Origin of the sequence: Myroides sp. C4067 (assembly GCF_038039665.1) — a bacterium.
Lineage (GTDB): Bacteria > Bacteroidota > Bacteroidia > Flavobacteriales > Flavobacteriaceae > Flavobacterium > Flavobacterium odoratimimum.
The window spans coordinates 114808-141740 of record NZ_JBBPHJ010000001.1; the positions used below are offsets into that span (position 1 = coordinate 114808).

Consider the following 26933-nt stretch of genomic DNA (forward strand, 5'->3'; position numbering starts at 1 on the left):
ACTAAGTTTGCATGCAATACCTAAAAAAGAAGAGAGCCTATTCTCACAGGCTCTCTTCTACATTATAAAATATATAATACACTATAAACACTCTCTTACTTAATGATCTATAATAGTGAATAAACTAAGTAGTTCTAATCAAAACTAATTTTGCCACCACATCTTATAGTTAATATTATCTCCTCCCATCTCTGCTACCTTTTTCTCATAATTACCTTTGTTCTGAGTACGTATATTGATCGGGTATGGGAATCTATTAGGCATATTCCCATCGTTTAGCATTGACTCTGTCTTAGGTAGTTTAGGGTATCCTGTACGCTTGTATTCGAACCACTGTTGATAATCGTTCATATACAATGCATAATATTTCTGCAACATAATACGCTCTAATGTACCATTATACCTAGTACTTTCTAAAGTAAAATAATTAGTTGGCATCTCTAATCCCTTAGATGTAATAGCCTCTTTCACCGCCTGCTCATAATAGCTCTTAGCATCTGATAAGTATCCCTTCTGAGCTAACTCAGCCTTTATAAATAATACTTCAGCATACGTTAGTATAGGTGCTTCTGTAGGATTAGCCGCCATAACATTATTCAATGTAGAAGCTTCGTAATCAAACTGTGAATCTGAACCATCAAAGGCACTAGGTATTCCTTTATACCCTATATATATTTTCTTCTTTCCTTCTACTCTGTATGCTTCTGTTGCATATAATGGAAGCCTTGGGTCATTAAAATCATTTAAATTATCAATAAAGAAAGAAGCCATCTTACGACTTAATGTAAAATCTTGAATACGACTCCATGGAGAGATATTAGGTGTTACCCCTGTTATCTTTAGGTTAGCCTGTGACTTCACATCATTAATAATAGGATATTTATCTGGATCGTTAAGTATCGTCAGCATACGTTGATATGCATTCTTATTTTCTTTATTTGATATTCTCAACAATAAACGCAAATGCAAACTATTCGTAAACTTTTGCCAGTCATCCCAATATGTCTTTGAGTCTATATATAAAATATCAGGATTATATACTAACTTCCTATTTAAATCATATAAGCTATTTGCTCTCTCTAGATCAGCTAAAAGACTATCATATATCTTCTCTTGTGAATCAAATGCTGGATATAGAATCTTCTCTTCTCCCTTAGACGCTTCAAAATAAGGTACATCCCCAAATAAATCAGTTAAGTTAGAAGTGATCCACGCTTTTAGAGTTAGAGCCATCGCTTCATAGTTAGGATCTGCTACCTTCACCGCTTCAAACTCCATGTCTCTAGCATTCTTTAACCATCTGTAATAGGCATTCCACGATGACGCTCCTACATCATCACTTAAATCATATCGTTGCATACCTGGTACATCACTAGGATAAACCACGATATCTTGCATTAAATGATTATTATGAGACCAACTGCGATACATATTATGACTAGCCATCTCATAGATGATAGGGTTTAATAACGTTGCTGGGCTAATCTGTTGTAAACGGTTAGGATCAATATTCTTCTCTTCAAAATCAGAAGTACAACTCACAGTCAGCAATACTGTTGCTGATAATCCTAAAAATATATTTTTGATTTTCATCTGTCGTTTTCTTAATATTAGATATCTAGTTTAATGCTAAAACCGTAAGTAGCAGGTGATGGCATCTGCCCCATCTCTACTCCTGGCATCATAGAACCTCCATTTAACGCTGCTGTCTCTGGATCAAATAACGGGAAGTTAGACAACATCGCTAGATTACGTCCATATACAGACACACTTAGCTTCTTCAGGCGTAACTTATTTAATATCTGCTTAGAGAAATTATATTCAAAACTCACTTCTCTCAATTTGATGTAAGAAGCATCGAATGTATTAGACTCTAGATTAGCTCTTCTATAGTATTCTTTATAGTAACTAGCTGGGTCTACCTTAGTCGTATTAGGAGAGAATGTACCATCTCCATTTCTCACTACTCCATCTCCTATGATATATCCTTGTTCTCTACCGTATAAAGTGTGTTCTAGTTTCCCCTGTTCACTCATCTTATGATGAGACTGTGAATATACATTACCTCCGTACTGCCCATCTATCGTAAAGCTGAACTTAAATCCTTTATACTTAAACGTATTAGTCCATCCCATCGTCCAATCTGCATAAGCACTACCGATATATTCTATTTCTTTAGATTGTTCAGGAAGTCCTTTATCAGTATATACGATTTGCCCTTGATCATCTCTCACAAATTTATAACCGTATAAGTCTCCTGTGGTTCCTCCTACTTTAGCTATAATAGATGCTGTACCAGATGTAGCTAATACTTGTTGATCTCCTCCTTCGAACTCTTCTGCTAGGCTTAAGATTTTATTCTTGTTTTTAGCCCAGTTCACTGAGGTGTTCCAAGAGAAATCTTTTGTCTTAATAGGTGTACCACTTAACATTAGTTCAATACCTCTATTGCGTACATCTCCTCCATTAATTACAGCCTTATTATATCCTGTCACATAATTTAATGGTACGGTAATAATTTGATTTTTTGTATTGGTTTCATAGACTGTCACATCAAGACCTAATCTATTGCCAAACATTTTGTGCTCATATCCGATCTCAAACGAATTAGTTCCTTCTGGTTTTAATTCACCATTATGTAAAGTCGTAGCAGACGTAGCAGAGCTCGCAAAAGCACTATTAGAATAGTATTTCAACGTTTGATATGGTTTAGTACCATTACCTACTTTTGCTACAGACACTCTCAATTTAGAGTAATCAATACTCGCAGGCATTCTAAAAATATCATTCAACACAAAACTTGCATTTAATGAAGAATATAAAAATGACCAGTTCATTTTAGGCAATGTACTCGACCAGTCATTTCGAATAGTTCCATCTAAGAATACCATATTCTTATACCCAAATGAAGCCATTCCATAGACAGAGTTCACTTTATAGTCGTCATCTAGAACATTAGTGATAGGATTATTGATACCATTCGCTAACATATATACACCAGGCGTAACTAGTCCGTCTACATAAGATGTCACACTGTGATATTTAGAATCAAGCATATTCCCTCCTATAGATCCACTATAGGTAAATATATCTGAGTCATTATCTGTATAAGTTAATAACACATCAGTATTGATCTCTTGGAAGTTTATCTGTTGTGTTCTAAAGTATCCTTTACCGAACTTAGTCGTGCTATAAGGTCTACGTTGTTCACGTTTATCATTACGTGAGTTCAACGCAGCACGCAACATTAATTTTAATTTAGGTGCAAGAGTAATATCAGTCGATAGGCTTCCTGTTATAGTGTTTGTATTTACTGGATTAGTCGTCTCATAAGCGATTAGATAAGGATTCTCTATATATGAGCTAAACGGATGTATTTGTTGTGTCTGGTTATAATCTTTTTTCCAGATAGGTCTATACCATTCTAAGTCAACATTAGGATTCTGAAAGATCATAAAATATCCTATCGTATGGTTACCATATCCTGTACCTGGTAGGTTATCACTCTTTCTGTTGGTATAACTAACATTAGCATTTAAAGTAACTGCATCAGAGATATTATACTTCGCCTTAGTAGACAGCGTAGTTCTATCGAAGCCGGTGTTAGGCATGATCCACTCATTCTTAGAGTGCGTTATCGTTGTTCTAATATCTCCTTTATCACTTCCGCCTGATAGACCTAAAGTGTTAGTGGTAGTAATACCTGTACGCCAGAAGTCTTTTATATTATTCTTATATGGTCTCCACAAGGTTCTTTCTGCACCCTGAGTCTCTGTTGTAGGATCGTACTGATAGTAATATTGTCCTTCAAACTTAGGTCCGAATGCACTACTCGTACTTCCCGTATTCGCACCATCATCTGATAAGCCGTAAGAGTAATAAGGATTACCTTCCTTGTCAAAGCTATTTCCACTACCTTGACCATATTCGTATTGATATTTTGGCCATCTCTGAATCACGTCAAAACTAACATTAGAATTAAAAGAAATACCTAATCCTTTGTCTTTTTTTCCAGATTTAGTAGTAATCATTAATACTCCGTTACTAGCTCTAGAACCATACAATGCAGCTGCACCTGGTCCTTTAAGCACAGAGATACTTTCTATATCATCAGGATTTATATCAGCTATACCGTTACCATAATCTACAGGAGCATCAGTACCAATATAAGAATCACCCGCCCCACTACTCCACAAAGTACTATTGACAATCACACCATCTACCACTACTAATGCCCCATTAGCATCAGCATTTAATGATCGATCACCACGCAACTTAATTTGTGTCGAATTCATTGGTCCAGAACTAGCAGAGGTCATAGTCATACCAGCCACTTTTCCTTTTAAAGCATCTGACCAAGTATTAGAACGAGTATTATCAAGTTGTTCACTGTTCAAAGTCTGTTGGGAAAACCCTAATTGCTTCTCTTCTCTCTTAATACCTAAAGCCGTTACTACAACTTCATTAAGCATACTGCTTGACTCTACTAAGGTCACATTCACAAAATCACCTTTACTAACAATCATTTTCTTCTCTTCAAATCCCATAAAAGAAATGATGATCTCACCTTTTAAGAAAGTATCAGGCACAGATAATGTGAAGTTACCATCTAGATCAGTCGATGTGATGTGCTTAGATCCAGACAGCTGAACCACTGCACCAGGTAAAGTCAATCCAAGGTTATCAATTACTTTTCCCTTTACGATCGAGCCACTACTTTGCTCTGAAGAAGATTTAGTAGTCATACTATCTAACGCATCAGTTGAAACATTAGAAGCGAATAATGAATTTGATTGTAGCAATAAAACACTTCCTATAATCAAACAAATTTGATGACAATTACGTCTAACTTTTTTCATTACTTAAAATTGTGTTGTTGTTGGTTGTACTAAATACCCCACTTAATACAGTCACAAAAGAATGAAATGCCATTAGTCGACACAACGTTTAACGATTACCAAACAGTTAATCATTGTTATATAATTGTAAACAAAAAAATATCTAAATAATTTTTTAGTATAATCTAAATTATTAATTTAGCCTTGTCTAATAAAAATAAAACTATAAATAATGAAATTCAAACTTCCTGATTTACCATATGATAAAAATTCTTTCAATTCTTTTATATCTACTGAAGGATTCGATTATCACTATGGAAAACATCATCAAACGTATGTAAACAACCTTAACCATTTAATAACAAACACGAAATGGGAAGATGAATGTTTAGAGAACATTATCACAGGTACACAAGCAGAAGGAGAAGTAGCCATATTTAACAATGCTGCACAACATTTTAATCACTCTTTTTTTTGGAAATCTATTACTCCTAATCAAGGTGGTCAGCCTAGTGAAGAGCTACTAGATATGATAGGTAAGTACTTCGGATCTCTAGAAGAGCTAAAAACTCAATTCATTGACAAAGCGACTAAATTATTTGGAAGTGGATGGGTATGGTTAGTACTAACTCCAGAAAACAAACTGGAACTAATGAGTCTAAAAGATGCTGACACACCAATAGTTTATGGAAACAAGCCATTACTTACTATAGATGTATGGGAACATGCGTATTATATAGACCATAGAAATGCAAGGCCTAGCTTTATCCAATTATTTTGGAATGCAATCAACTGGGAATTTGTCAATAAAAATTTAGTAAAATGAGTATAGAATGTATTATGCACATAGAGAAAAGCTGTCAACTAAAGCAAGAACTTGCTAATGAGCAGCTCCAAAAAGGAAATAATGGTTTAGCTATTAACTACTATATCGAAGCCATAAGTCGATTAGAAGTATTATGTGCTTCTTATAAAGCATATCTAAAAACAGGTCCTAAACTCTATCTACAATACATAGATATATCTATGAGGTTAGTCACCTTATATAGGAAAGAACAGGAGACTGACAAGTATAAAAAACTAGTCTCTAAGCTTAACAATTATATTGACAATGTCAAAGAGCTTATAAGCAAAGATCATGAAATGTCAATTACACTAGCTAACTTCAAACTGAAGCTTAATAATATTTAAAACTAAAAGAGATTATTCCATTAATTAGTAAAGCCATAATTCTAAATTGACAAGAATAAAAAACTCTTTTTAAACAAAAAAGGTCTACATTAAATGTAGACCTTTTTCTTTTGGTTGATGTTAAATCAACTATTCTATTGGATTTATGCTTCTCCTTTAGTGCCAAACTTTATAGCTGATAATTCACCAGTAGCTTCAACATCAACTATACTTCCATTACTACCTTCATAGCGCTGGATATTTTCTTGTAAAGCAGTCATTAATCTCTTCGCGTGTTGAGGCGTCAAAATAATTCTAGACTTTACTTTACCCTTTGGCATTCCAGGCATTATGGTAACAAAATCAACCACAAATTCAGTATTAGAATGATTGATAATCGCTAAATTAGAATACACTCCTTCTGCTGTTGCCTCGTCTAATTCAAGGCTAAATTGATCTTGTTCTTTTTCCATAATACTAGAAGTTTAAATCTGTTTCTTTATTTGCAAATCCTTCATCATCTGAAGTACTCACAAGGATACTTTCGTACTCTCTCATACCTGTACCTGCAGGGATTCTGTGACCTACAATAACGTTTTCTTTTAATCCGTTTAATCCATCTACTTTACCTGCTACAGCAGCTTCGTTTAACACTTTCGTTGTTTCCTGGAACGACGCAGCAGAAATAAATGATTTCGTTTGTAAAGACGCACGAGTAATACCTTGTAACATTGGAGTACCAGTAGCAGGCATAACATCACGACTAACTACTAAGTTCTTATCCTCACGTTTCAATAATGAGTTCTCGTCACGTAATTCACGCATAGTAATAATCTGTCCTTCTTTCAAATTATCAGACTCACCTGCATCAACTACAACCTTCATTCCATATAATCTATCATTCTCAGCGATGAAGTCAGCAGCATGTGCTAATTGATCTTCTAAGAATAAAGTATCTCCTGGATCTTCGATTTTAACTTTACGCATCATTTGACGGATAACTACCTCAAAGTGTTTATCACTAATCTTAACCCCTTGTAGACGATAAACCTCTTGAATCTCGTTTACTAAGTACTGTTGAACAGCAGAAGGTCCTTGGATTCTTAAGATATCGTCTGGAGTGATAGCTCCATCAGAAAGTGGCATACCAGCTTTCACGTAATCATTCTCTTGAACTAAAATTTGATTAGATAACTTAACTAAGTATTTTCTAACATCTCCAGTTTTAGACTCAACAACGATCTCTCTGTTACCTCTCTTAACTTTACCGAACGATACAACACCATCAATTTCTGAAACTACTGCAGGGTTTGAAGGATTACGAGCTTCTAACAACTCAGTAATTCTTGGAAGACCTCCAGTAATATCCCCAGCTTTAGATGTATGACGAGGAATCTTAACTAAAACTTTACCAGCTTTAATCTTATCGCCATCATTTACCATTAGGTGAGAACCTACAGGTAAGTTGTATGAACGAATTAACTCACCATCTTTACCATAGATTAATAAAGTAGGAATTAATTTTTTATTTCTTGATTCAGTAATAACTTTTTCTTGGAATCCTGTTTGCTCATCGATCTCAACCATGAACGTTTGTCCTTGTTCGATATCCTCATAAGCAACTTTACCAGTAAACTCAGAAACAATTACACCATTATAAGGGTCCCATTTAAATAACGTAGCACCTTCTTCAACAACATCTCCATCATTCACATAGATTGTAGAACCATAAGGAATGTTATTTGTTGTTAATAAGATACCTGTATTAGTATCAAATAACTTAGCCTCAGTAGAACGTGAAATAACGATATCAATAGCATTTCCTTCATTATCCTCACCTTTTACTGTTTTAAGATCTTCTATTTCTAAACGACCTTTAAATTTAGCAGTAATACTAGATGTCTCAGAGATATTACCAGCAGTACCTCCCACGTGGAATGTTCTCAATGTTAACTGTGTACCAGGCTCCCCAATAGATTGAGCAGCAATAACACCTACAGCTTCACCTTTTTGAACCATTCTAGCAGTAGCTAAGTTACGTCCGTAACATTTAGCACAGATACCAACTTTAGCCTCACAAGTCAATGGCGAACGTACCTCAATTGATTCAATTGGTGCAGCGTTGATTGATTTAGCAATAGCTTCAGTAATTTCTTCACCAGCTTCAACTAATACATCAGAATTAAGTGGGTTAATCACTGCATTAAGAGCAACACGTCCTAAAACTCTCTCTCCTAATGATTCGATAACTTCCTCATTCTTCTTAAGTGGTTTAACTTCAATACCTCTTAATGTACCACAGTCAACAGAGTTAACGATAACATCTTGAGCTACGTCATGTAGACGACGAGTTAAGTATCCAGCATCCGCTGTTTTTAACGCCGTATCCGCAAGTCCTTTACGAGCACCGTGAGTAGAGATGAAATACTCTAAAATCGAAAGACCTTCTTTAAAGTTAGAAAGAATTGGGTTTTCGATAATCTCTCCACCACCAGCTGTAGATTTCTTAGGCTTAGCCATCAAACCACGCATACCAGTTAACTGACGAATCTGCTCTTTAGAACCACGGGCTCCAGAGTCAAGCATCATATATACTGAGTTAAATCCTTGTTTGTCTTCACGAATGTTTTTCATTGCTAACTCAGTTAACATAGCATTTGTAGAAGTCCAAACGTCAATAACTTGGTTGTAACGCTCATTATTTGTGATAAGTCCCATATTATAGTTCATAGTAATATGATCTACTTGTTGGTTCGCATCATCAATTAATTCTTGTTTACGCTCAGGAATCATAATATCACCTAAACTGAAAGATAATCCTCCACGGAATGCGTAACCGTATCCCATGTTTTTGATATCATCTAAGAATGCAGCAGTAGTAGGTACATCAGTAATACTTAAAATACGACCGATAATATCTCTTAATGATTTCTTAGTTAATACCTCATTGATGTATCCTGCAACTTCAGGTACTACTTCATTAAATAAAATTCTACCTGCAGAAGTCTCAATAATCTGATATACTAATTCTCCTTCAGCATTATAATCTTTAGCTCTAACTTTAACGTTAGCGTTAAGATCAAGTTTACCTTCATTTAATGCAATATGTACTTCCTCTACAGAGTAGAAAGTCAATCCTTCACCTTTGATGATATGTTCTGGAGTAGATTTACGTGACTTAGTCATGTAGTATAACCCCAATACCATGTCCTGAGATGGTACAGTAATAGGAGCACCATTTGCAGGGTTTAAGATGTTGTGAGAAGCTAACATTAATAATTGTGCTTCTAAGATTGCCTCTGGTCCTAGAGGTAAGTGAACTGCCATCTGGTCACCATCGAAATCGGCATTGAATGCCGTACACACTAATGGGTGTAATTGAATCGCTTTACCTTCGATTAACTTAGGTTGGAACGCTTGAATACCCAATCTGTGTAACGTAGGAGCACGGTTAAGTAAAACTGGGTGTCCTTTAATTACGTTTTCTAAAATATCCCAAACAACTGGTTCTTTTTTATCTATAATCTTCTTAGCAGATTTTACTGTCTTAACAATACCTCTTTCGATTAACTTACGAATAACGAATGGTTTGTAAAGCTCAGCTGCCATATCTTTTGGCAATCCACACTCGAATAATTTTAATTCTGGTCCAACAACAATTACCGAACGAGCTGAATAGTCAACACGTTTACCAAGTAAGTTTTGACGGAAACGTCCTTGTTTACCTTTTAATGAATCAGAAAGAGATTTTAATGGGCGGTTAGATTCTGTTTTAACAGCAGAAGATTTTCTAGTGTTATCGAACAATGAATCAACAGCTTCTTGAAGCATACGTTTCTCATTACGTAAAATTACTTCAGGAGCTTTGATCTCCATTAAACGTTTCAGACGATTATTTCTGATAATTACACGACGGTATAAGTCATTTAAATCAGATGTAGCAAAACGACCTCCATCAAGTGGAACTAATGGACGTAATTCTGGTGGAATAACTGGAATAACTTTCAAAATCATCCACTCTGGTCTGTTCTCACGATTCAAATTAGAATCACGGAAAGACTCAACTACTTGAAGACGTTTTAACGCCTCAGTTTTTCTTTGTTTAGATGTTTCGTTATTAGCTGCGTGACGTAGAGTATATGATAACTGATCTAAGTCTGTAGTAGCTAATAAATCCATAATACATTCAGCACCCATTTTAGCGATGAATTTATTTGGATCTGTATCATCTAAATATTGATTTTCCATCGGAAGAGTATCACAAATGTTTAAGTACTCTTCTTCAGTTAAGAAATCTAATCTATTGATAGGTTCACCATCAACGTTTTTAGCAATACCAGCTTGGATTACCACATAACGCTCATAGTAAATGATCATATCTAATTTCTTAGAAGGAAGACCTAAGATATAACCAATTTTGTTTGGTAATGAACGGAAGTACCAGATATGAGCAATTGGCACAACTAAATTGATGTGACCAACTCTATCTCTACGTACTTTCTTCTCAGTAACTTCAACACCACAACGGTCGCACACGATTCCTTTATAACGGATTCTCTTATACTTACCACACGCACATTCGTAATCCTTTACAGGTCCGAAAATACGCTCACAGAAAAGACCATCACGTTCTGGTTTATGAGTACGATAGTTGATTGTTTCAGGTTTTAAAACCTCACCTCTCGATTCTGCAAGAATAGACTCTGGCGATGCTAAACCTATTGAGATTTTATTAAACCTTTTTACGGTATTTTTCTCTTTATTTTTATTCATGGTAAACTTACTTGTTAAAGTGTATGATAAAGAGTAAGCAGTGCAACACTGCTTACCCTATAATCTTAGTTTATTCTTCTAATCTGATGTCTAGTCCAAGACCTTTTAATTCATGCATTAATACATTGAATGATTCTGGTAATCCTGGTTCTGGCATAGTCTCTCCTTTAACGATTGCTTCGTAAGTTTTAGCTCTACCAATAACGTCATCCGATTTTACCGTCAAGATTTCACGTAATGTACTAGATGCTCCATAAGCCTCTAATGCCCAAACCTCCATCTCTCCGAAACGTTGACCACCAAACTGAGCTTTACCTCCTAATGGTTGTTGCGTAATCAATGAGTAAGGACCAATAGAACGCGCGTGCATCTTATCATCTACCATGTGACCAAGTTTCAGCATATAGATAACCCCAACAGTTGCACGTTGGTGGAATCTCTCTCCTGTACCTCCATCATATAAGTAAGTATGTCCAAAACGTGGTATACCTGCCTCATCTGTAAGAGCATTGATTTGATCTAATTCAGCACCATCAAAGATTGGAGTCGCATACTTTTTACCAAGTTTTTGACCAGCCCACCCTAATACTGTTTCATAAATCTGTCCAATGTTCATACGAGAAGGTACCCCTAATGGGTTCAATACGATATCTACTGGTGTTCCATCTTCTAAGAAAGGCATATCCTCATCTCTAACGATACGAGCTACAATACCTTTGTTACCGTGACGTCCAGCCATCTTATCTCCTACACGTAATTTACGTTTTTTAGCAATATATACTTTCGCTAATTTCAAAATTCCAGATGGTAACTCATCCCCTACAGTAATCATGAATTTCTCTCTTCTTAGAACTCCTTGAAGATCGTTTAATTTGATTTTGTAGTTGTGGATCAAATCAGTAATCATACCATTTGTATCCTCATCAGTTGTCCATTGTCCTTTAGTTAAGTGAGCGAAATCATCTACTGCAAATAACATTTTTTGAGTAAATTTCTTACCTTTTGGTAAAATCTCTTCTCCTAAATCATTCAATACACCTTGAGATGTTTTACCATTCACGATGAAGAATAATTTCTCAACTAAACGCTCTTTTAACTCGTTGAATTTAACTTCAAATCTAGTTTCTAATAAAGCCAATTCGTCTTTATCCTTAGAACGTTTACGTTTATCTTTTACTGCTCTTGCGAACAATTTCTTATCTAAAACAACCCCTCTTAATGATGGAGAAGCTTTTAATGAAGCATCTTTAACGTCTCCTGCTTTGTCACCAAAGATAGCACGTAATAATTTCTCTTCTGGAGTAGGATCAGACTCTCCTTTTGGAGTGATCTTACCGATAAGAATATCACCAGGCTTAACTTCAGCACCAATGCGGATCATACCGTTTTCATCTAGATCTTTTGTTGCCTCTTCAGAAACGTTAGGAATATCATTAGTTAACTCTTCGTTACCTAACTTAGTATCTCTAACTTCTAAAGTATAGTCATCAATATGGATAGATGTAAAGATATCTTCACGTACTACTCTTTCACTAATAACGATAGCATCCTCGAAGTTGTAACCTTTCCATGGCATGAACGCCACTTTCATATTACGACCTAGAGCAAGCTCTCCTTGTTGAGTAGCATATCCTTCACAAAGTACTTGTCCTTTAGTAACTCTATCACCTCTTCTTACAATTGGCTTTAAGTTGATACTTGTACTTTGATTCGTTTTTCTAAACTTAATTAAGTTGTATGTTTTCTCATCTGGATCAAAGCTAATTAAACGCTCTTCATCAGTACGATCATACTTAATGATGATCTTCTGAGCATCAACATACTCAACAGTACCTTCTCCTTCAGCATTAATTAAAACACGAGAATCTGAAGCTACTTGTCTTTCTAATCCAGTACCTACGATTGGAGATTCTGGACGTAATAAAGGAACCGCTTGACGCATCATGTTAGATCCCATCAACGCACGGTTGGCATCATCGTGCTCTAAGAAAGGAATCAATGACGCAGAAATAGAAGCAATCTGATTTGGTGCAACGTCAGTATAGTGAACATCTTTTGGCTCAACTACAGGGAAGTCACCCTCTTCTTTTACTACTACTTTTTGCTCAGTGATAAATCCTTTTTCATCAACAGGAATGTTCGCTTGAGCGATTAACATACCTTCTTCCTCTTCTGCACTTAAATAAACCGGATCATTAACGATATCTACTTGCCCTTCAGTAACTGGACGGTAAGGAGTTTCGATGAATCCCATATTATTTACTTTCGCATAAACCGCTAAAGATGAAATCAAACCAATGTTTGGTCCCTCTGGTGTCTCAATAGGACATAGACGTCCATAGTGAGTATAGTGAACGTCACGCACCTCAAAACCTGCTCTTTCTCTAGATAAACCTCCAGGTCCTAGAGCTGATAAACGACGTTTGTGTGTAATCTCAGCTAATGGATTCGTTTGATCCATGAATTGAGATAACTGGTTCGTTCCGAAGAATGAATTAATAACTGACGATAAAGTCTTAGCGTTAATTAAGTCGATTGGAGTAAACACCTCGTTATCACGTACGTTCATACGCTCACGAATAGTTCTAGCCATACGAGCTAAACCAACACCAAACTGAGCAGATAATTGCTCTCCTACTGTTCTAACACGACGGTTAGATAAGTGATCGATATCATCAATCTCAGCTTTTGAGTTAATTAATTCAATCAAGTATTTAACAATAGTAATAATATCCTCTTTTGTTAAAACTTGTTTGTCAATTGGAGTATCAAGATTAAGTTTCTTGTTCATTCTATAACGACCAACTTCACCTAGATTGTAACGTTGATCTGAGAAGAACAATTTATCAATAATACCACGTGCAGTTTCCTCATCTGGCGGTTCTGCATTACGCAACTGACGGTAGATGTGCTCTACTGCCTCTTTTTCAGAGTTAGTAGGGTCCTTCTGTAATGTATTATGTATGATGGCATAATCTGCCTGATTATTATCTTCTTTATGTAAAAGGATCGTCTTAACGTTAGCCTCAATGATTTCTTCGATATTATCTTTATCTAGGACTGTATCACGGTCTAAGATAATCTCATTTCTCTCAATTGAAACAACTTCTCCTGTATCCTCATCTACGAAATCCTCATGCCAAGTGTTTAACACACGTGCAGCAAGACGTCTTCCGCTATATTTTTTTAGTCCTGTTTTTGATACTTTAACTTCCTCTGCAAGGTCGAAAATCTCTAGGATATCCTTGTCTCTTTCGAATCCAATAGCACGGAATAATGTTGTAACAGGTAACTTTTTCTTTCTATCGATATAAGCGTACATTACACTATTAATATCGGTAGCAAACTCAATCCATGATCCCTTAAAAGGAATTACTCTCGCCGAATATAACTTAGTTCCATTTGCATGGAATGACTGTCCAAAGAAAACACCAGGTGAACGGTGTAATTGTGAAACTACAACACGCTCTGCTCCATTGATTACGAAAGTACCACTTGGCGCCATATACGGAATTGTTCCTAAATAAACATCTTGAACTATTGTTTCAAAATCTTCGTGTTCAGGATCAGTACAGTACAATTTTAAACGCGCTTTTAGCGGAACACTGTAAGTCAATCCTCTATCAATACACTCTTCGATTGAATAACGAGGAGGATCAACAAAGTAATCAAGGAACTCCAATACGAACTGGTTTCTTGTATCAGTGATCGGGAAGTTCTCCATGAAGGTATTGTATAAACCTTCCTTACCTCTCTCTTCAGATTTCGTTTCTAATTGAAAGAAATCTTTAAAAGACTTAACTTGAATATCCAAGAAATCTGGATACGCAGGTATGTTCTTTGTAGAGGCAAAATTTAATCTTTCAGTCTGATTTGTGATCATCAATGGACAAAAAATTTTGATTAGAATTTGAATTGTTTTTACGCAAAATCTCTTTATACGCAAAATGGTTTAGGCCTGTGGGAAGCTTCCCAAGACCTAAACCTAAAATATTTTTTAGAAAAAAACTATTTAAGCTCTACTACAGCTCCAGCTTCTTCTAATGCTTTTTTAAGACCTTCAGCCTCATCTTTAGAAACTCCTTCTTTGATGTTAGCTGGTGTAGAATCTACGATATCTTTAGCTTCTTTTAATCCTAAACCTGTTAATTCTTTAACAGCTTTAACTACAGCTAATTTAGAAGCTCCAGCTTCTTTTAATACTACAGTGAATTCTGTTTGCTCTTCAGCAGCATCACCTCCAGCACCTCCTGCAACTACTACAGCAGCAGCAGCTGGTTCGATTCCGTACTCATCTTTTAATATAGTTGCTAATTCGTTAACTTCTTTTACAGTTAAGTTAACTAATTGTTCTGCGAATTGTTTCAAATCTGCCATTTTTCTATCTTTTAATGATTTGTAAAAATATAATTTATTAATGTGCGTTCTGATGAACTTTAAAAACTAGATCTAGTCGTCGACTATTCTTCGTCTTTAAATTGGTTTTTAAGAGCTGAAATAACTCTTTGAGCTGGTGATTGAAGTAATCCAATGATTTCTCCAATAACTTCTTCTTTAGATTTAATAGCAACTAATGCATCTAAATTGTTATCTCCGATATAGATTTCTTCGTTGATATAAGCTCCTTTTAAAGCTGGAATATCAGATTTTTTTCTAAAGTCTTTGATAATTTTAGCAGGTCCATTTGCAACATCTGCAAATAAAACAGCACTGTTCCCTTTTAAAGTAGAAGGTAGCTCTTCATAATTTCTATCTGAAGCTTCCATTGCTTTAGCAAGCAATGTATTCTTAACTACTTCAATTTTAATTCCAGCTTTGTTACAAGCTCTTCTTAAGTTTGAAGTAACTTCAGCATTCAATCCTGATATATCAGCGATATAGAAGATATTAGCGTCAGCTAACTTAGCTTTTAATTCTTCTATCGCTACTGCTTTCTGTTCTCTAGTCATACGAATAATTTTTTATTTACCAATTATACTGCTTTAGGGTCTAAAGCAATAGCAGGGCTCATAGTACTAGATATATTAATAGACTTGATATAAGTACCTTTAGCTGCAGTTGGTTTCAATTTGATTAATGTTTGGATTAATTCAGCTGCATTCTCAGTAATTTTATCAGCTTCGAAAGAAACTTTACCGATAGATGCGTGAACAATACCAGTTTTATCAACTTTAAAATCGATTTTACCAGCTTTCACTTCTTGAACAGCTTTCGCTACGTCCATAGTAACAGTTCCTGTTTTAGGGTTTGGCATTAAACCTCTTGGCCCTAAAATACGACCTAAAGGACCTAATTTACCCATAACAGCAGGCATAGTGATGATTACATCAACATCTGTCCAACCGTCTTTGATCTTTTGTAAGTACTCATCTAGTCCAACATAGTCAGCCCCAGCAGCTGTAGCTTCAGCTTCTTTATCAGGAGTAACCAATGCTAACACTCTTACATCTTTACCTGTTCCGTGAGGTAACGTAACCACACCACGAACCATTTGATTTGCTTTACGTGGATCAACTCCTAAACGTACAGCGATATCTACAGACTCGTCAAATTTTGCAGAAGCAACTTCTTTAATCAATGCAGATGCATCTTTCAAAGAATATAATCTATTCTTTTCAATTTTAGCAGCAGCCTCTTTTTGCTTTTTCGTTAATTTTGCCATTTCTTCTTTCTTTTACAATTAAAAAGGAGCTGTTCCTGTTACTGATATTCCCATAGATCTTGCAGTACCAGCTATCATACTCATAGCTGCCTCAACAGTAAATGCATTTAAATCAGGCATTTTGTCTTCCGCAATAGCACGAACTTGTTCCCAAGTTACGCTAGCTACTTTTTTTCTATTAGGCTCACCAGATCCAGATTTCACTTTCGCAGCCTCTAATAATTGAACAGCAGCAGGTGGCGTTTTAACAACAAAGTCAAATGATTTGTCTTTGTAAACAGTAATTTGTACTGGTAAAACTTTGCCTGGTTTATCTTGTGTTCTAGCATTAAATTGCTTACAGAACTCCATGATGTTAACTCCAGCAGCCCCCAAAGCAGGTCCAACCGGTGGCGATGGGTTCGCAGCACCTCCCTTAACTTGTAGTTTAACTACTTTACTAATTTCTTTTGCCATTTCTTAAAAAAATTTGGCACATCTCATTTGGAAGCCAAGATGTGACTATTGTAACATTATAATTTTTCTACTTGTGTAAAACTTAATTCTAATGGTGTTTTTCTTCCAAAAATCTTAACCATTACTTCTAGTTTACGTTTCTCTTCATTAATGTTTTCGATTGTTCCATCGAATCCATTGAATGGTCCGTCGATAACTTTTACTGACTCTCCTATTTCATAAGGAATAGATCCTGACTCAACTTTTACAGCTAGTTCATCAACTCTACCTAACATTCTGTTTACTTCTGACTCACGTAAAGGAAGTGGATCTCCACCTCTTTCACCTCCTAAGAAACCAATAACACCTGTTATCGATTTAATAGCGTGAGGAACTTCTCCTGTTAAGTTAGCTTCAATCATAACATAACCTGGAAAGTAAACACGTTCCGTAGTCTTCTTTTTACCATCTTTTACAGTTACTACTTTTTCAGTAGGAACTAATACCTGTGATAAGTAATCTGATAAACCTAAACGAGTAATTTCAGTTTCGATATAATTCTTAACCTTATTCTCCTGTCCACTTACCGCACGAACCACATACCATTTTTTGACACTTGTATCAGCCATAATCTTTCTTTAATTTTCTCTATGCAGTAGCCCAATTATAAAATACTCCTAAAACTCTTCCGAACGCAGTGTCTACACCCCACGTTGCTAAAGAAAACAAAATTGCAAAAATAGCAACTATTATAGTGTATCGTTGAACTTCTGACCACGGAGACCAAGTAACATTACTTTTTAACTCTGTGAAAGCATCAGATATGTAATTAAAAACCTTTGCCATGTTAATATTGTTTTTGCACGGGTGGAGGGATTCGAACCCCCATCAACGGTTTTGGAGACCGCTATTCTACCCTTGAACTACACCCGTTTGTTAATAAAAGTCAGTGGCCGTAACCACTGACTTTTGGAACTTATTTATACTAAATAATTAGTCAATAATTTCAGTTACCTGACCAGCACCTACTGTTCTACCACCTTCACGGATAGCGAAACGTAAACCTACTGATAAAGCGATTGGGCTTAATAACTCAACAGTGATAGTTAAGTTATCTCCAGGCATAACCATCTCTACTCCTTCTGGTAATTGGATAGTTCCAGTTACGTCAGTTGTACGTACGTAGAACTGTGGACGGTAGTTGTTATGGAATGGAGTGTGACGTCCACCTTCTTCTTTTTTCAAGATATAAACCTCAGCTTTGAATTTAGCGTGTGGTTTTACTGAACCTGGTTTACAAATAACCATACCACGACGGATATCAGTTTTGTCAATACCTCTCAATAATAAACCTACGTTATCTCCAGCTTCTCCACGGTCTAAGATTTTACGGAACATCTCAACTCCTGTAATAGTAGAAGTTAATTTGTCAGCTCCCATACCGATGATTTCAACAGCATCTCCTGTATTAGCAACTCCAGTTTCGATACGTCCTGTAGCAACAGTTCCACGTCCTGTAATTGTAAATACGTCTTCTACTGGCATTAAGAATGGTTTCTCGTTGTCACGTACTGGCTCTTCGATCCAAGCATCAACTTCTTCCATTAAGTGTAATAATGCGTCAACCCATTTTTGCTCTCCGTTTAATGCTCCTAAAGCAGAACCTTGAACTACTGGTCCATTATCACCATCGTATTGGTAGAAAGATAATAAATCTCTTACTTCCATCTCAACAAGCTCTAATAACTCAGCATCATCAACTAAGTCAACTTTGTTTAAGAATACAACGATTCTTGGAATACCTACCTGACGTCCTAAAAGGATGTGCTCACGAGTTTGTGGCATTGGTCCATCAGTAGCAGCAACTACTAAGATAGCACCATCCATCTGAGCAGCACCAGTAACCATGTTTTTCACGTAATCCGCGTGACCTGGACAGTCAACGTGTGCATAGTGACGGTTTTTTGTTTGGTACTCTACGTGAGAAGTATTAATTGTAATACCACGCTCTTTTTCTTCTGGAGCATTATCAATTGAATCAAATGAACGAGCTTCTGAGAATCCTGCGTCAGCTAATACTTTAGTAATAGCAGCAGTAGTAGTAGTTTTACCGTGGTCAACGTGTCCGATAGTACCGATGTTTAAGTGCGGTTTCGAACGATCAAAAGTTTCCTTTGCCATGATTTAATAATTTAATCTTAGTTATATAATTAGTGTTCAAATATAATAAAAAAACCTGAGCCAATGACGGGATTTGAACCCGTGACCTCTTCCTTACCAAGGAAGCACTCTACCCCTGAGCTACACCGGCTTGATGCTTCTTATTCTCTGTGGGGAGAGCAGGATTCGAACCTGCGAAGGTTTCCCAACGGATTTACAGTCCGTCCTCGTTGGCCGCTTGAGTATCTCCCCTCAAACTGTGTTTGATATTACTTTTCTTTGAGCCGATGGAGGGACTCGAACCCACGACCTGCTGATTACAAATCAGCTGCTCTAGCCAGCTGAGCTACACCGGCAAATGACTCAATAGAAAAAGTCCGCTATTTCTAACGGACTGCAAATGTATATATTTTATTGATTAAAAAAAACAATTTACTTATTTTTTTAAATTAATGAGCTTTGATTTTCTCTTTGTGTTTTACCACTAATCGCTCTAGTGCATCTGCTCCAGCATCTAAACCTTCTTCGAAAGTCTTACACGTTTTTTTAACAATCATCTCGTCACCCGGAACCAGTACTTTTATTTCTGTAATCTTATTTTCTTTTTCATTTGTGTTCTCTAATTTAAAAAAAACATCTACTGAAACTATCTTATCATAATACTTTTCGATTTTTGACAAACGCTCGTTTGCAAAATCTACCAACTTACGATCCACATTGAAATTAATAGCTTGAATGTTTACTTTCATAATTAACGGTTTTAAAAGGTTATTTTTCTTTATTCTTCCCTCTTGGATGCGAACTTTGATACACTTTCTTCAACTCACTTAGATTAATCTGTGCATATCCTTGTGTTGTTGATAAGCTTTCATGCCCCATTAATTCTTTAATTGAATTAATATCTGCTCCTCCTTCTAAAAGGTGCGTAGCAAAAGAGTGACGCAACATATGAGGGCTTTTCTTCTCCTTTGTTGTTGCATTACTAAAGTATGAATTTATTACTCGATAAACAAACATTTCATCAACTTTCTTACCAGATTCTGTTACCAAAAGTCCCTTAATACCCACCACAGAACTCAAGACTAAACTTCTTGATTCAAGATATTTTTTCAATAACACTTCTACACTACCTAATAATGGTACGATGCGCTGTTTTGACCCCTTTCCTAAAATACGCACTTGATGCAAATAAAAATCTATATCATCCACATCTAAAGCAACCAACTCTGCTCTACGAAGCCCAAGACAATACAACATCTCCACAATCAGCAAATCTCTCAGAGAATTAAAATCCTCCTTACCTTCAAACATCGTACGTACTGCATCAATCTCTTTTATAGAAAAAGGCAATTGCAACTTTTTTTCCACTTTTAAAGATCGATGTAAGTAAAGCGGATTAGTCTCTACCTCCCCTATCTTCAACAAGAATTTATAAAAAGAACTCAGCGCACTAGTCTTTCTATTTATAGACCGATTAGTCAGTCCCTCTTCGGATAACTTCACTATCCAGAGACGAACACCATCATATCCTGCCTTTAGATAATCTAACGACAGTTGCTCTAAGAAAGACACATAATCTCCAATATCGTTCTGATAGGCTAAAACCGTCTTGTCAGAATACTTTCTTTCTTTCTGTATATACTCAATAAACTTTTCTAAATTTTCAAACATAAAAAAAACCGTTGCAACAAAGTTAATACTTTATTACAACGGTTATTTTTTAATATTCAATACTTATTAGATTTCTACTGAATCTTTCAAGTGTTGAACGTATGCAGCTTTTTGCATTTTGTCTCTTTTAAGTACAGACGGTTTTAAGAATGCCTGACGAGATCTTAACTGACGTAAAGTTCCTGTTCTGTCAAATTTTCTTTTATAGCGCTTAAGTGCTCTATCGATATTTTCTCCGTCTTTAATTGGAATGATTAACATGTTTTCATACACCTCCTCTCATTAGTGGTGCAAAAGTAAAACTTTTTTTATTCATCACAATAAAAAAACAACTTTTTTTAAAAAACATATACTTAAAGACAAATACTTATCGTTTATCTAAGAAATAAAGATAGAAAACTAACAGCCATAGAAACGAGTGTGAACATTCTTAGAGCCTCTTACCTAATTATTACCCACTCTTTGAGGTTTCCCTCCCAAAAACAACAATTTCAAAAATTCTATACGAATACTTAAGATCACATTGTTTCCTATACTATCTACTAAGGTATTAGTACATAAAAAAGCTGACCAAACAGCTAACTTCTATACACTTACCATCCTACTAAAAGCAAACCTATTCCTAAAGCTAAAAATGCTAAACACAGTGTGAAGAACAGATATTTAAAATAACCTTTAATCCCTTCTATTGCATACTCTAGCCCTTCTCTATCATGATTTCTAATGGCTGACTTTAAGCCTATACTATAGTTTAACATTCCTATTACAGAAACTAATTGAAGAAAAAACAAAATAGCTAAAGTGAAAACGACTATCATCTTATCTGAATATGCTATCCCAAACATAATCACTAATAAGACACTTAACATCAAATTACACACAGCTATAAACGCTCCCCATCTACCAATACTTCTCAAATATGACTGTATCTTTTGAGTAAACACAAATTCTTTTGTCATCATTCAAACAAATTAAGGTAAATCAATTATCACTAATGAATAAGCAATCCAGCCGATAAAAGAGGATACTAACAGCATAATAAATATCCCCATAATCCTCATACTCCAGCTCACGCTCATTAATCCACTCTCTAATAACTCCACATTATTCACATCCACAGCTTTTCTCAATTTCTTACTACTATTCATCAGGTGTACATTAATCAAAAAGAAAATCACACAACCCCCTGCTAATATTAAACAGGTATCTTCTGTCATTAGTCGATCATCTAACGCTGGGTTATCAAACATTGGGGGTTTTACCTTATACTTCATATAGTATAATGTATACCCTACTCCTCCTAAAGAAAGTAACATCGTCACATAACTTACCCGATTCATATAAGTTCCTAATAGTCCTAAACCACTATGCATAGAAGTAAGTACTTTTATATTACTCTCTGTGATTTGTTCGTAACCTTCATTCATTAATAATAGGTATTATTTATCCTCACCAAATTACTAAATAAATCTAGGACTACTATTATCCTTTTTACTTCTTACTAATTCTCCGCTAACCAGCTCTTAAATTCACTCACTCTTTCTCTACTCACAATCACCTCATCTGTATAATTCCTCATCGTTAGTTTTAATCGAGCAGTAGACAGTTGTACGATCTGTTCTATATAATCGATACACACTACTTGAGATCTATTCACTCGAAAGAACTTCTCTGGGTTGACCATTTTAATAGCTGCTTCTATAGAGCCTTCTTCTAGCAGATGAGTCTTTCCTTCTACTGTAGAGACATACACTCCTCTATCCTCTCTATAAAAACACACCACCTCATCTACCAACACCATCTTTATCTGCATCCCCACTTTTATCATCAGCCGTTTTGCATAACTATTCCCACCTATACTTTGCCTAAGGTTTTCTACGGTCTGTGTTGTACTGCGTTGTTGTGACTTGTATTTATTAATAGCACCTAATAGTTCTGTTGGCTCTATTGGCTTTAGTAGATAATCAATGCTGTTTAGTTTAAATGCCTTAATCGCATAGTGATCAAAACTTGTGACAAAGATGATAGCACTCTTAATCTCTACTTGTTCGAATATCTCTAATGACAGCCCATCCGCTAACTGTATATCAGCAAATATCAAGTCTGGGTGCTCATGTTGCACAAACCAAGGGATAGCCTCACTTACAGAATACAGCGTATGCTGTACTTCTAACCCAAGTTTTTCTAATTCTCTACTTAACAGCCTTGCTGCAGGCTTCTCGTCTTCTATAATTACTATTTTCATCAGCTGTCTTTTCTAACTAAAGGTATTCTAACGCTAAAACTATCTTCTAAATCTTTTATCACAATATCTTGTTTAAACAACAACAGACTTCGCTTAGACAAATTCTGAAGTCCTAATCCAGTTGAATCTACTTGTTTAGGCTTCGCACATCTTTCATTCCACAGCACTAAACCATTATCTTCTACAGTAAGTATCACACTAATTTTTCCATCAGAAGGAATTATATTGTGCTTTACTACATTCTCTATCAAAATCTGTAGACATAACGTAGGTACTTGTATATCGCTATAGTGCATCACCTCATCACTAATTCTGAAATCAATAGCATTATCATAACGCACATTGAGTAGATATACATAGTCTTTTATAAAAGCTACCTCATCAGATAGAGCACATGATGTATTGTCTAATCTTTCTAATACATACCTATAAATTTTAGAGAACGAACGGGCGAACTGTTCTGCCTTAACAGGATCCTCTTGTATTGTACTTATCAGTACATTCATATTGTTAAACAAGAAGTGTGGCGATAGCTGCTCTTTCATACTCTCTATCTGACTCTTCTGTAATTCTATCTCTATTTCCTTATTCTTCAACTCTAACAACCTTAATTGATCATTATAAGCAAATATGAATACAACAAGTAAAATAAATACACTAATCAACACAATTGCTAAGAAGTTACCAAAGCGCATATGATCTCCATTGTAAAAGTCTTTAAACGATAAACCATAAAAGATATTGAGCATTATAGCTAAGAACAGATAATAGGCAGTAACAGAAGTAATGATACCATTTATAAAGAACGCTATATTACTAACCTTCTTACTTAACTGTCCTTTTATCTTTTTTTCATGCCTCTCTATCCCCCAACAAACTAAAGTGCTTGTAATAAAATTAGACAGATAGATCAGTACTGATAATACAAATGAAGAGAATGTAGCTTTTTGAAAACGAGCATTACCAAACAACTCAAAAAAACTCATCCCTTTATCTTGAAAAGAATAGTAAGATATCATTAAACTTAAAATCAATCCAAAGCTGGTAGCTAATAGAATATGTCGACGCCAATTAATAACCATAGTTCTCATGTATAAAAATCTAAATTACAACAAAGACAGTAACAATTATTTCCCTTTACACAATTCTTGTGTTTTTAATGCCCAATCTTTCCCCCATGATGGATAAAATGGCACATCACTCTTCTGTTTATCGAATAGCTCTATCGACTTCTCTAGCATCTTACAGTAATAAGTCATATCTACCTTCATAAACTTAGCGCTATTAATCTGAAAACTTGCCACAGAGTACACCGCTCTCGGATTAGTAGGATCTAACTCTATCGACTTATCATACGCTTTATTGATAATTGGAGTCTGTACCATCCCCTTATTCATCGGATCAGTAATTAACTCTAGTGTCTCATTCATTCCTTTTAATACATACCACTCACTTCCTCCCTTTTCTAACCATTGGTCTATTAGTACGCGGTTAGCTGCTACGATATCTTCTATATTATCAGCCTGCGGATTACTAAACCCTCCTGTGATACTTATAAACACCTTGTAGTACACTGGTATCCAATTCTCTTTATCAGACATCGCTATGCGGTCTAGCATAGCCACTGCTTCTTTCGATTGCCCACTTTGCCATTGTTGCATCGCTTTTTGCATTCCTGCCTCGTATTTAGATTGTCCGAAACTCATTACACTAAATACACTGAATAATAAAATCAATAACTTTTTCATCTTTCTAATTATTTAATTACACAACAAATCTACACTGACTATCAAATCTTTAAAAAACGAACTGCGCGAACTGTTGTTTCTAATGTTTAAGTTGTTTTACAAATTCTCTAATTGGTTTTTCTTCTTATCAGCACTTATTGTCCACATAAACCCTACATATATAAATCGCTTTGCAGAGGCATTTGTGATATCAGGTTGTCCCCCTCGTTGATTAAACTGATAAGCATACACAGGATTGCGTCCTAACAAATTATCTACTGATAAGTACACTATCTTTTGCCCACTGAATAGATAAGCCCAGCTCATACTTACATTGTGTATGGGACTACTCTCATAAGTAGCTTTATTAGTTGTATTTATATCGTGGAAGTGACGTGGGCTACTGTAGTTATACGTCATACTCACCTGAGACTTCCATTGCTCTATCCAGTACTTCGTCACCACAGAGAAATTGTGCTTCACTACATAAGACGGCTGTATCCATTCGTTCCAATACATCTCTTTACGTTGAGAGTCAATGTAAGTATAGGTTACCCAATAGCTAAAATTCTTAAACGTGATATTATCTTTCCAAAACAAATCAAATCCCTTTGCATACCCCTCTCCTAACTGTGCATACTCACTTGGTTTACCCAGTGGAGTTAATAACAACTTACTGTAATCTTTATAGAACATCTCTGCTCTCAATAGACGTTTTCTAAACTCATAAGTATAGTTCAGTATATAATGATTAGCCTGCATCCAGTCTTCTTGTTTCACTGCTAATGACTGTTCTAAGTTCATCGCTTGATTAAACACCCCATAAGAGAAAGACATCTGATGCTTAGATGTCATCTGATACGTCAGCATCGCTCGTGGCTCCACTGTCCAATCTTCTATCTCTGAATACTTACTCGTTCTCAAACCAGCTCTCAATGACAAGTCTGATGTTATCTTCCAATTGTTCTCAAAAAACAATGCCCATCTATTCGCATCCGTACCTAAGTCTTCTGCTCTACTTCCTTTACTTCTCGTCAAATCTAACTTAGAAGCCTGTACATCTACCCCAACAAAAAACTGAAACTGCCCATTCCACTGATAAGACAACTTCACCTTCTGATTCACATCCCAACTAATCTTCTTTACACTCAAATCATTGCTATCTCCTGTATAATCCATATACCCTAACCCTGTACCAATATCAAGTCTCATATAAGGAGTAAGCTTCTTAAAGAACACACTATTCATATACACATTACTCGACTTAAAGCCTAATGTATCTACTCGATTACTTGGTTGTATCTCTTGCTCATACTTAATGGTAGAGAAGTCTACAGCAGTGTATAGTTTATATCCTCCGTCCTTAATCTCGCGCTTATACATCATCTCTCCAGAAGCTGTAGAGAAAGGTTTTCTAGTATTATATCGCTGTTTTACCACTGCAGTATAAGCTCCTAAGTTTAGATAGTTTAGACTATATGACAGCGAGTTTTTGCCCCATTGATGTGTCTGCGCGAAGCTCCCTCCTACAGTAGAGATAGAGTAATCTCTACGTGACGGATCTATCTCATCTGATGTATCTAACTGTAATACTCCTGATAACGCATCTCCAAACTCTGCGCTATATCCTCCTGCTGAGAAAGACATTCCCTTAAACAGAAACGGATTAAACTTAGAACGCACAGGTACATTACCCACAGAAGAGGTATAAGGTTGAAACACCCTTACACCATTGACGAATATACCACTCTCCTCTGCTCTACCTCCACGTATCAGTAGTCTCCCATCTTCTCCATTGGTCTGCGCTCCTGGCATGGTACTTAGGACTCCCATAATATTACCAGGGCTACCCGCAGTACTCACTACATCCATCGCATTTAATCCTATACTCTCTGCGCGTCCTCTCTTATTCTTACTATTGGTAGTAATAAGTATCTCTCCCATCACCTCATCTTGCCCACTTAACACAAAATGTTCATTATAATTCTCCTTTGTATTGATCTCTACATCTAGATTGCCATACTGTGGGTGCATTAACTTCAGTACGCCACTCACTACTGTATCTGTAACTATAAAACTGAAATACCCTTTCGCATCGGTCAATGCTCCTTCAAAGCTATCTTCAAAGTACACATTCACATTCTCGATTGGTTTATTCTTATCGTTTACCACTGTACCCGATAGTTGAATCTGTTGTGCCTGCACAGCACCTACACATAAGGTTAATAACAAACATAGTAGTGTTCTCATCT

Annotated in this window: 23 protein-coding genes and 4 tRNA genes; 2 read left to right on the top strand and 25 right to left on the bottom strand. The window is 35.9% G+C overall.

Annotation, left to right across the window (positions count from 1 at the left end; translation table 11 throughout):
* Window positions 1-144 precede the first annotated feature (144 nt).
* Both AABL87_RS00580 and AABL87_RS00585 read right to left on the bottom strand, forming a co-directional pair.
* Window positions 145-1593 (bottom strand): SusD/RagB family nutrient-binding outer membrane lipoprotein, encoded by a 1449-nt coding sequence (locus tag AABL87_RS00580; protein ID WP_006262103.1) that lies wholly within the window; start codon window positions 1591-1593, stop codon window positions 145-147.
* A 17-nt stretch (window positions 1594-1610) separates the two neighbouring features.
* The gene (locus AABL87_RS00585; RefSeq protein ID WP_039328545.1) at window positions 1611-4859 is read right to left on the bottom strand and encodes a SusC/RagA family TonB-linked outer membrane protein; all 3249 of its coding nucleotides are present in this window, start codon (window positions 4857-4859) and stop codon (window positions 1611-1613) included.
* Window positions 4860-5070: 211 nt separating this feature from the next.
* On the opposite strand from AABL87_RS00585, the gene AABL87_RS00590 reads away from it, so the two are divergent.
* Both AABL87_RS00590 and AABL87_RS00595 read left to right on the top strand, forming a co-directional pair.
* On the top strand, window positions 5071-5664 hold the full coding sequence (locus AABL87_RS00590) for a superoxide dismutase (RefSeq protein WP_016650376.1): 594 nt from the start codon (window positions 5071-5073) through the stop codon (window positions 5662-5664).
* Window positions 5661-6029 carry a hypothetical protein gene (locus tag AABL87_RS00595; RefSeq protein ID WP_016650375.1) on the top strand — a complete coding sequence of 123 codons (369 nt, stop codon included), beginning with the start codon at window positions 5661-5663 and terminating at the stop codon, window positions 6027-6029. Before AABL87_RS00590 ends, AABL87_RS00595 begins: the two co-directional genes overlap by 4 nt.
* Window positions 6030-6172: 143 nt before the next feature.
* Here AABL87_RS00595 and AABL87_RS00600 read toward each other — a convergent pair whose 3' ends face one another.
* The 23 genes from AABL87_RS00600 to AABL87_RS00710 all read right to left on the bottom strand — a co-directional run bounded on the left by AABL87_RS00600 (window position 6173) and on the right by AABL87_RS00710 (window position 26931).
* Complete coding sequence (locus AABL87_RS00600; RefSeq protein WP_006259586.1) at window positions 6173-6481, bottom strand: DUF3467 domain-containing protein; 309 nt, start codon at window positions 6479-6481, stop codon at window positions 6173-6175.
* Between the two features lie 4 nt (window positions 6482-6485).
* The gene (gene rpoC / locus AABL87_RS00605; RefSeq protein WP_006259587.1) at window positions 6486-10781 is read right to left on the bottom strand and encodes a DNA-directed RNA polymerase subunit beta'; all 4296 of its coding nucleotides are present in this window, start codon (window positions 10779-10781) and stop codon (window positions 6486-6488) included.
* A 70-nt stretch (window positions 10782-10851) separates the two neighbouring features.
* The gene (gene rpoB / locus AABL87_RS00610; protein ID WP_006262105.1) at window positions 10852-14664 is read right to left on the bottom strand and encodes a DNA-directed RNA polymerase subunit beta; all 3813 of its coding nucleotides are present in this window, start codon (window positions 14662-14664) and stop codon (window positions 10852-10854) included.
* A gap of 125 nt (window positions 14665-14789) precedes the next feature.
* Window positions 14790-15158 carry a 50S ribosomal protein L7/L12 gene (gene rplL, locus AABL87_RS00615; protein ID WP_006259589.1) on the bottom strand — a complete coding sequence of 123 codons (369 nt, stop codon included), beginning with the start codon at window positions 15156-15158 and terminating at the stop codon, window positions 14790-14792.
* Window positions 15159-15241: 83 nt separating this feature from the next.
* On the bottom strand, window positions 15242-15730 hold the full coding sequence (gene rplJ, locus AABL87_RS00620; protein WP_006259590.1) for a 50S ribosomal protein L10: 489 nt from the start codon (window positions 15728-15730) through the stop codon (window positions 15242-15244).
* Window positions 15731-15753: 23 nt separating this feature from the next.
* Window positions 15754-16443 (bottom strand): 50S ribosomal protein L1, encoded by a 690-nt coding sequence (gene rplA / locus AABL87_RS00625; RefSeq protein WP_006259591.1) that lies wholly within the window; start codon window positions 16441-16443, stop codon window positions 15754-15756.
* Window positions 16444-16461: 18 nt separating this feature from the next.
* Window positions 16462-16899 (bottom strand): 50S ribosomal protein L11, encoded by a 438-nt coding sequence (gene rplK / locus AABL87_RS00630; protein WP_006259593.1) that lies wholly within the window; start codon window positions 16897-16899, stop codon window positions 16462-16464.
* Window positions 16900-16955: 56 nt separating this feature from the next.
* Window positions 16956-17507, bottom strand: a complete 552-nt coding sequence (gene nusG, locus AABL87_RS00635; RefSeq protein WP_341276764.1) for a transcription termination/antitermination protein NusG — start codon at window positions 17505-17507, stop codon at window positions 16956-16958.
* A gap of 19 nt (window positions 17508-17526) precedes the next feature.
* Complete coding sequence (gene secE / locus AABL87_RS00640; RefSeq protein ID WP_006259595.1) at window positions 17527-17724, bottom strand: preprotein translocase subunit SecE; 198 nt, start codon at window positions 17722-17724, stop codon at window positions 17527-17529.
* 16 nt (window positions 17725-17740) lie between these two features.
* A tRNA-Trp gene (locus AABL87_RS00645) sits at window positions 17741-17811 on the bottom strand.
* A 60-nt stretch (window positions 17812-17871) separates the two neighbouring features.
* Window positions 17872-19059 carry an elongation factor Tu gene (gene tuf, locus AABL87_RS00650; protein ID WP_006259596.1) on the bottom strand — a complete coding sequence of 396 codons (1188 nt, stop codon included), beginning with the start codon at window positions 19057-19059 and terminating at the stop codon, window positions 17872-17874.
* Window positions 19060-19117: 58 nt separating this feature from the next.
* Window positions 19118-19189, bottom strand: a tRNA-Thr gene (locus tag AABL87_RS00655).
* Between the two features lie 20 nt (window positions 19190-19209).
* Window positions 19210-19290, bottom strand: a tRNA-Tyr gene (locus tag AABL87_RS00660).
* Window positions 19291-19320: 30 nt separating this feature from the next.
* A tRNA-Thr gene (locus tag AABL87_RS00665) sits at window positions 19321-19394 on the bottom strand.
* A 93-nt stretch (window positions 19395-19487) separates the two neighbouring features.
* Window positions 19488-19787: a ribosome hibernation-promoting factor, HPF/YfiA family gene (hpf, locus tag AABL87_RS00670; RefSeq protein ID WP_006259597.1), complete on the bottom strand. Its 300-nt coding sequence runs from the start codon at window positions 19785-19787 to the stop codon at window positions 19488-19490.
* A gap of 19 nt (window positions 19788-19806) precedes the next feature.
* Complete coding sequence (locus tag AABL87_RS00675; RefSeq protein ID WP_006259598.1) at window positions 19807-20709, bottom strand: tyrosine-type recombinase/integrase; 903 nt, start codon at window positions 20707-20709, stop codon at window positions 19807-19809.
* Between the two features lie 66 nt (window positions 20710-20775).
* Window positions 20776-20970: a 30S ribosomal protein S21 gene (gene rpsU / locus AABL87_RS00680; protein ID WP_006259599.1), complete on the bottom strand. Its 195-nt coding sequence runs from the start codon at window positions 20968-20970 to the stop codon at window positions 20776-20778.
* A 332-nt stretch (window positions 20971-21302) separates the two neighbouring features.
* The gene (locus tag AABL87_RS00685; RefSeq protein WP_230456765.1) at window positions 21303-21671 is read right to left on the bottom strand and encodes a hypothetical protein; all 369 of its coding nucleotides are present in this window, start codon (window positions 21669-21671) and stop codon (window positions 21303-21305) included.
* A 9-nt stretch (window positions 21672-21680) separates the two neighbouring features.
* The gene (locus tag AABL87_RS00690; RefSeq protein ID WP_006259601.1) at window positions 21681-22136 is read right to left on the bottom strand and encodes a hypothetical protein; all 456 of its coding nucleotides are present in this window, start codon (window positions 22134-22136) and stop codon (window positions 21681-21683) included.
* 74 nt (window positions 22137-22210) lie between these two features.
* Window positions 22211-22954 carry a LytR/AlgR family response regulator transcription factor gene (locus tag AABL87_RS00695; RefSeq protein ID WP_006259602.1) on the bottom strand — a complete coding sequence of 248 codons (744 nt, stop codon included), beginning with the start codon at window positions 22952-22954 and terminating at the stop codon, window positions 22211-22213.
* Window positions 22954-24036 carry a sensor histidine kinase gene (locus tag AABL87_RS00700; protein ID WP_230486183.1) on the bottom strand — a complete coding sequence of 361 codons (1083 nt, stop codon included), beginning with the start codon at window positions 24034-24036 and terminating at the stop codon, window positions 22954-22956. Before AABL87_RS00700 ends, AABL87_RS00695 begins: the two co-directional genes overlap by 1 nt.
* A 45-nt stretch (window positions 24037-24081) precedes the next feature.
* Window positions 24082-24702 (bottom strand): hypothetical protein, encoded by a 621-nt coding sequence (locus AABL87_RS00705; RefSeq protein ID WP_006259604.1) that lies wholly within the window; start codon window positions 24700-24702, stop codon window positions 24082-24084.
* Window positions 24703-24798: 96 nt separating this feature from the next.
* Window positions 24799-26931, bottom strand: coding sequence for a TonB-dependent receptor (locus AABL87_RS00710; RefSeq protein ID WP_341276765.1), 2133 nt, complete (start codon window positions 26929-26931; stop codon window positions 24799-24801).
* Between the last annotated feature and the right edge of the window lie 2 nt (window positions 26932-26933).